The 6,030-nt window shown below is 70.1% G+C and carries 4 protein-coding genes; 2 read left to right on the forward strand and 2 right to left on the reverse strand.

All coding sequences use genetic code 11. From position 1 onward, the window contains the following. Positions 1-983: 983 nt before the first annotated feature. A complete protein-coding gene (locus tag ACZ4MF_RS48520; RefSeq protein ID WP_467500801.1) occupies positions 984-2,141 on the forward strand; it encodes a cytochrome P450 family protein in 1,158 nt (385 codons plus the stop codon). Between the two features lie 69 nt (positions 2,142-2,210). Here ACZ4MF_RS48520 and ACZ4MF_RS48525 read toward each other — a convergent pair whose 3' ends face one another. Continuing rightward, positions 2,211-3,017: a hypothetical protein gene (locus ACZ4MF_RS48525; protein WP_467500803.1), complete on the reverse strand. Its 807-nt coding sequence runs from the start codon at positions 3,015-3,017 to the stop codon at positions 2,211-2,213. Positions 3,018-3,187: 170 nt separating this feature from the next. Here ACZ4MF_RS48525 and ACZ4MF_RS48530 point away from each other — a divergent pair, with 170 nt between their 5' ends. Then, positions 3,188-4,681, forward strand: coding sequence for a methyltransferase domain-containing protein (locus ACZ4MF_RS48530; RefSeq protein WP_467500805.1), 1,494 nt, complete (start codon positions 3,188-3,190; stop codon positions 4,679-4,681). A gap of 158 nt (positions 4,682-4,839) precedes the next feature. Here ACZ4MF_RS48530 and ACZ4MF_RS48535 read toward each other — a convergent pair whose 3' ends face one another. Beyond that, positions 4,840-5,388: an EF-hand domain-containing protein gene (locus tag ACZ4MF_RS48535; RefSeq protein ID WP_467500807.1), complete on the reverse strand. Its 549-nt coding sequence runs from the start codon at positions 5,386-5,388 to the stop codon at positions 4,840-4,842. Between the last annotated feature and the right edge of the window lie 642 nt (positions 5,389-6,030).

A 6,030-nucleotide genomic window follows, 5' to 3' on the forward strand; every position in this document is an offset into this window, starting at 1 on the left:
AGCGTAACGCTGCGGTCTGACAGCCCCCGACATCAGCGAGTCTTTCCCGTGACGATCGATGCGGCCCGGCTGAACTCTTGTGTCGCGTCGAGGTGCCCCGCCCGAAAGGGCCCTGCTGCCAGAGTGCCCTGCGGCTGCCTCGTTCACCGCGCTGCGCCGCGTCATGGGCGAGCTCGGCTGCCACCATGCACGTGGTCGCCTCCGGCGGGGCAGGGCCCGCCGGAGACTCGCCCGTCACCCCTCGCGGACCGAAACCGGCACACCGCCGCCTCGTGCGCCAGGCTATCGAGACCCACCGCGACCCGAGGCCAACCGGCAGGCGCTCGCCCGCGAGGAGGCCGAGCGGCGCACGATCTCTCCGACGACCACACCGGCCTGGTGAACGCGATCGGGGCAGTCCTGCCCGGCGCCTCCTGGTAGCGATGCCGCCGTCGAAGCGCCCACGCCGTCGGACTCATCAGCAACCCCTTTGCCGAGGGGCGGCGAAACGGCTCCCGGCGGCGGATTGTTGGGGCCTGCATGCCCTTGGCGGCGTGGCCCGGCAAGGGGGGGAGGCGCCGTGAGCAAGGCAGAGTTGCATCCTGACCCGGCCGTCAGCGGGCCATCCGCGCGGCAGGCGATGTCAACCGCACGAGTCAGTCCTGCCCCTGTCCTTTCCTTCTTCACGGGGTTCCCAGGCGTGACGCCGCGCCACGGGAAGGGTCATGAGGTGCGGTTGCCGCATCGCGGTGGGGTGAATCGGCTGCGATGCCGTCTGTCGGTCTGCCACGCGGGTGGGATCGTCAACTTGCCGTGTCGTCGGCGTGGTTGCGTCGACGTCGGTCCTTGTGTCGCCGTGTAGGGTCCGGCCGGTGAACAGCCTGAACAGTCCTCCTTTCGGCGCCTGTCCCATGACGGGCGACGCCGTCGCGGGCGCCAGCGGTGCGGTGGCGGTGGCCACTGGTTTGCGTGGGGCTCGTGATCCGTATGCGGTGTATCGATGGTTGCGGACCGAACACCCGGTCTGCTTCGACCCGGAGTTGGGGTTGTGGGTGGTGTCCCGTTACGCGGACGTCGACCGGGTGCTGCGGGACGCAGATGTGTTCGGCAACGCCGGGACGCTGGAGCCGATGTGGCCTTTGCCCCCGGACGTCGTACGGGCCCTGGCAGAGGGCGGCGGCGTACCGGTCGCCTCCACCACGGATCCTCCGGATCATGCACGGCTGCGCGCCGGGGTGGTGGCGGCGTGGCCGTACACGCCGCGCCGGGTCGCGGCTCTTGAACCGGTGCTGCGGGGGCAGGTGGGGGCGGCGGTGACCGCCTTCGCCGCCCTCCCCTCCCGCCGCGGGGACCTGGTGGGCGATCTGGCCCGGCCGTTGTCGACCACGGTGTTCACGTCGCTGTGCGGGATTGCGGAGAGCGACCATCGGCGTATCGCCGCTGCGGCCCGCGGGCTGACCGGTCTGGTCTGGGACCGCCAGTCCGCGGAGGCCCAGCGGCACACGGCAGCCGAACTGGCCTGGCTCAACGGCTACTGTGCACGTGTGATCGCCGACCGGGCCCGCATCGCGTCCGAGGACGTGGCGGGCCGGCTGTGGGCCTGGCGCGGTCCCGGCGGAGAGCGCCTCACCGAGCAGGAGGCGGCCTCCCAGCTGGCCGAGCTGCTGATCACCAACGCCGAGGTGGTGCCCCTGCACCTGGCCAACGCCTGCTACCACCTGCTGCGCACAGGCCACTTCGCCACTCTCGCCGCTCGTCCCGACGGAGTGCCGGACGCCTGCGCCGAGGCGCTGCGCCACTCCACAGCCGTCACGGGCTGGTTGAAGTCGACCCGCCGCGAGGCACAGCTGGCAGGCGTGACGATCCCGGCCGGGCAGCGGCTGCTGCTGCTCCTCGGGTCCGCATCGAGGGACGAGGCGACCGGGATCGACGGTCCGGACGTACTGGATCCGGGCCGGCGGGACGCTCCGGCCTCACTGGCCTTCTCGGTGGGCATTCACCACTGTCCCGCCGCGGCGTTCTCCCGGCGGCTGTCCGAGCTGCTGGTGTCCGCGCTGGCCCAGGCTCTTCCCGGCTTGCGTCTGAGTGGGGACGAGGAGGATGCGTGGGCCAGGACCGACCTGGAGCTGCACGGACCGGAGCGGGCGTACGTCACCTGGTGAACCACCGGTCCGGGAAAGCCGCTTGCCCGCCGACCGCCACCGTTGCTTCGCGGTCGCCGGATATGGGTGTCAGCCGGTCAGTTCGTAGAGATGGAAGTCCATGTTGGCGCCGTGGGGAAGAGTCGGCTGCGGAGTGATGCTGCGCAGGTGGCGGGCGTCGGCGAAGGAGCGGGCGAGGGAGTCGTGGGCGATCTGGTCATTGGTCTTGATCGCCACCAGACAGGGCACGCCCTCGCGCGAGCGGCGGACGTCGTCGAGGATCTCGGGCACCGGCGGGGACGTACGGGTCAGGTCCAGTCCCGCGGGGGTGAAGGCGGGGCCCCAGGGCGGCTCGACGAAGTAGGTGTCGCGCGGGCCCCGGGCGGGGTGCTTGCCCAGCAGATCCCGGTAGTCCCCCAGATGGAGCCGGGTACGGGAGGCGGTGCGCACGAGGTTGTGCGCGGTGGCGGCGTGCACGTCCGGGTCGAGTTCGGCCGCGTACGCCGCGGCCCCGAGGCGTACGGCGAGGTGGCGGCTGAAGTTGCCCGAGCCGCAGAACAGGTCCATCAGCAGTGGCTGCCCGCCCGGTTCTGACGCGGGGAGTGCGGCGTGAAGTCCGGCGAGGGCGTCGGCGACCGCGGCAGCGTACTCGTCGACGCAGCACTCGATCGTGGTACGCCCGAGCAGGCGGATGCCGGCCGCTTCCATGTCCGGGGCCGTGATTCCGTACAGGGCGAGGCCCTCGGGGCGCCCGTAGATGAGGCGCCCGGCTTCGCACAGCTGCTCGCCGGTCAGGACAGTGGTGCGCAGTTCACCGAGAAGGCGGTCGCGGAAGGCGAAGTAGGCGGCGTGGCTGCCGGCCTGGCCGGCGGAGGGCGCGTTGAGGGTACGGATCATGGGAGTATCCGGTCTCCGGGAGGAAGGCCCTTGTCAAAGGGAGTGGCGGCAACCTGGAACACAAGAATGAATCAGCACAGGTTGACAACCATAAGTAACAGGACGGTTCCGCAGTGTAGTGTCCGGCCGGGTGTGGTGATCACCGCCCTGGATCAAGGAGCATTCCTGCGATGACCGTGGAATCAACGGCCTCTTCCGCCGCCGAGTCCATTCCGGGTTCGGCCGAACGCGCGGCACGCCCCTTTGACGTGCTGGGCAAGACGTACGAGGACACTTACGCGCATCTGCCCGAGCAGTTGGCTGCGATCGACTGGCTCCTTGCCCGCTTGCCCCAGGGGGCGCGGGTGTTGGACATCGGCTCGGGCACCGGTCGTCCCACCGCCGACCGCATCGCCGCCCAGGGCCACGCCGTTACCGGCTACGATGTCTCGCAGGTCATGGTGGACCTCGCGCGAGTGCAGGTGCCCTCCGCGCGTTTCGAACTCGCTGACGTGCGCACTCTCTCCGACACTGGTCAGTGGGACGCGATCACGGCGTTCTTCCCTCTGCTGCAGATGCCCCGCGCCGACCTGGACGTCACCCTCGCCCGCATCGCCAACTGGCTGGCGCCGGGTGGGATGTTCGTCTTCGCCACGGTGCCCTTCGACGCCGAGGACGAGGAGATCCAGTGGATGGGCCAGACCGTGCGCTGCACCAGCTACCCGGCACAGACCTACGGGCATCTGCTGCGCAAGGCCGGCCTGGTGGTGGTGCACGAACAACTCAGCGTCTTCCACCCCGACTTCCCCGGCATGGGGCCCGAGGAGCACCTGTTCCTGTACGCGGTCAAGCCCGGCGGCCCGCTCGCTCCGGCACACCGGCTGGCCGGGCCCTACCCGCTGCCCGAGACCTACCGTGGCCCGCACGAGCTGAGCGAGCACGGTTGGCTGGGTATGGAGGCCCGATTCGAGCGCCACGACATCGCCCTGGTCGCCGACGCCCTCACCGGCAACGAGATGGTCCTCGACGTCGGTGGCGGCACCGGCGCGGTGGTCCGTGAGATCGCCGCCCGCCTCGGGAGCGTGACCACCGTGGAGCCGCATGCCGCCCGGGAGGCCAGCCTGCGAGCGCTCACCGAGGGCGGTGTGCGGGTCCTGGCCGGACGTGCCGAGCAGCTCCCGCTCGCGGACGGGAAGTTCGACGCGACGCTGGCCACCTGGGTCCTCCACTACACCGACGACCCCGACGCGGCCGTCACCGAAATGGCGCGCACCGTCGACCGCACCCACCCCGAGGCGAAGGTCATCCTCGTCCAGGGTGCGCCCGACAACGAACTCATCGCCCTGTGGAACCGCACCTGCGCCTCCCCCATCGGCGAGGCACCCGACCACCAGGGCCACCTGCTCACCCGCGCCGCCCGCATCCTCGCCGCGCACGGCTTCGAGGACCTCTCCTTCCACCGCGCCCGCGTCGACGTCGTCTTCCCCGAAGCCGGCGCTGAGGCCAAGGCGCAGGCGGCGGCCGGGGTACTGGCGGACTTCTGGAACACCGGCCACCCCCGGCTGGCCCAACTGCGTGAGGCCCTGCTGCCCGCCCTGCGCGAACACTTCGCTTCAGGAACCGACCGTTTCAACGACGACGCCGTCATGCTCCTCGCCCGGCCCCGCCGCGGCCTTCCTGCCTGACCGCCGGCCGAGGACAACGGGCGTCCCGTGTCCGTCTCCGGCCGTCTACGAGGAGACACGGCGACGTCTGCGGCGATCAACCGGGACACGAACCCGGCCACCCTGACGTGTCTGCCTCGCCACGGCCGGCGAGGCAGACACGTGCGGTGCGCCGGAGGTCAGCTGAGGGAGCCCAGCAATGTGCTGCCGACGGCCTCGGCGTCCTCATCGAGCAGGAAGGCGCTCCACCCCGTCAGGTACTCCTGCAGCGTGATGCGACCGTCGCTGTCCTGGTCGAGCCTCATCGACGCCGCTTGCGCCTGAGCGGGCTCCAGGCCCCAGGCGACGAGGAAGGCCGCCATCTGGTCCACTGTCGCGACACCGTCGTCGTCGGCGTCGATGGCCGCGAACTCGGCCTCGAAACCGGCACGCAGATTGCGCTCCAGCAGCGCCGGGTCGCCGTAGGCTCGCGCCATCGCCTGGCGGAACTCCTCTCGGCTGATCTGGCCGTCCCCGTCGGCATCAACGTGCTCCAGCAAAGTGGCCCAGGAGCGCCGCCATTCCCGCAGCAGCATCGCTTCCTTCGCCGAACCGCCGGCCACGCCCGTGGCCCGCGCGATCGACTCAGCGATGCGCACGAAGTCCCGTTCCTCCAGCACCCCATTGCCGTCCGCGTCGAGCATGTCGAACGTGCGGTCGTACTTGGTGCTGATCACGTCACTGGTCACTGAGAAGTCCTCCCGAGGGGATACGAACTGACTTGAGCAACATGTGTGCCGACCGGCACCACCAAACTCCCGGACGCAAACAACGGGCCATACGACACCCGTTGGTAGTGCGTGATCACCGCCGTGTTGACCAGACACCCCCGCCCGGGCCCACGGTGATACCAGGTGGCAACACGTCGAACACAACACCAGTCAGCATGAACCGCTTGCCACCTCCGCGGCACCTGTGCGCCCTTCACCCTCCCACTCGGACTCTGGCACCAGCCGACCAGCGCCGTTGGCGCACGCGGAGTGTGCCGCACAGACCAGCGGCCGCTTCCTGTCCGCCACCATCCCGCTTCAGGATCGTCATGGCCTCTCCCGCAGTGCTACACCGCCCACGGCAGCAAGCGCCGTCAACCGCCTTGAACTCAAACACGCTTGGGCTTCTAGGGTCGACAGCATGATCTTCACCGAGAGGGAGCGCGAGGACCTCGCCGCCCAGCCGCTGGCCCGCCTGGCCACCATCGGCCCGGACGGACGTCCGCAGGTCCGTCCTGTCGGCTTCTGAGGCGACCCCTGGGGTGTGGACACTCTGACAATGGATCTTGATGGTCCGAGGAAGGGTGTCTTGGTGGGACGTAGGTCTCCGTATCCGGAGGA

Source organism: Streptomyces sp. NPDC025793, from assembly GCF_055558375.1.

Excerpts from the sequence above, each read along its gene's own strand:
- ACZ4MF_RS48530 (WP_467500805.1), top strand. The coding sequence starts at position 3,188 with ATGACCGTGGAATCAACGGCCTCTTCCGCCGCCGAGTCCATTCCGGGT.
- ACZ4MF_RS48525 (WP_467500803.1), bottom strand. The coding sequence starts at position 3,017 with ATGATCCGTACCCTCAACGCGCCCTCCGCCGGCCAGGCCGGCAGCCAC.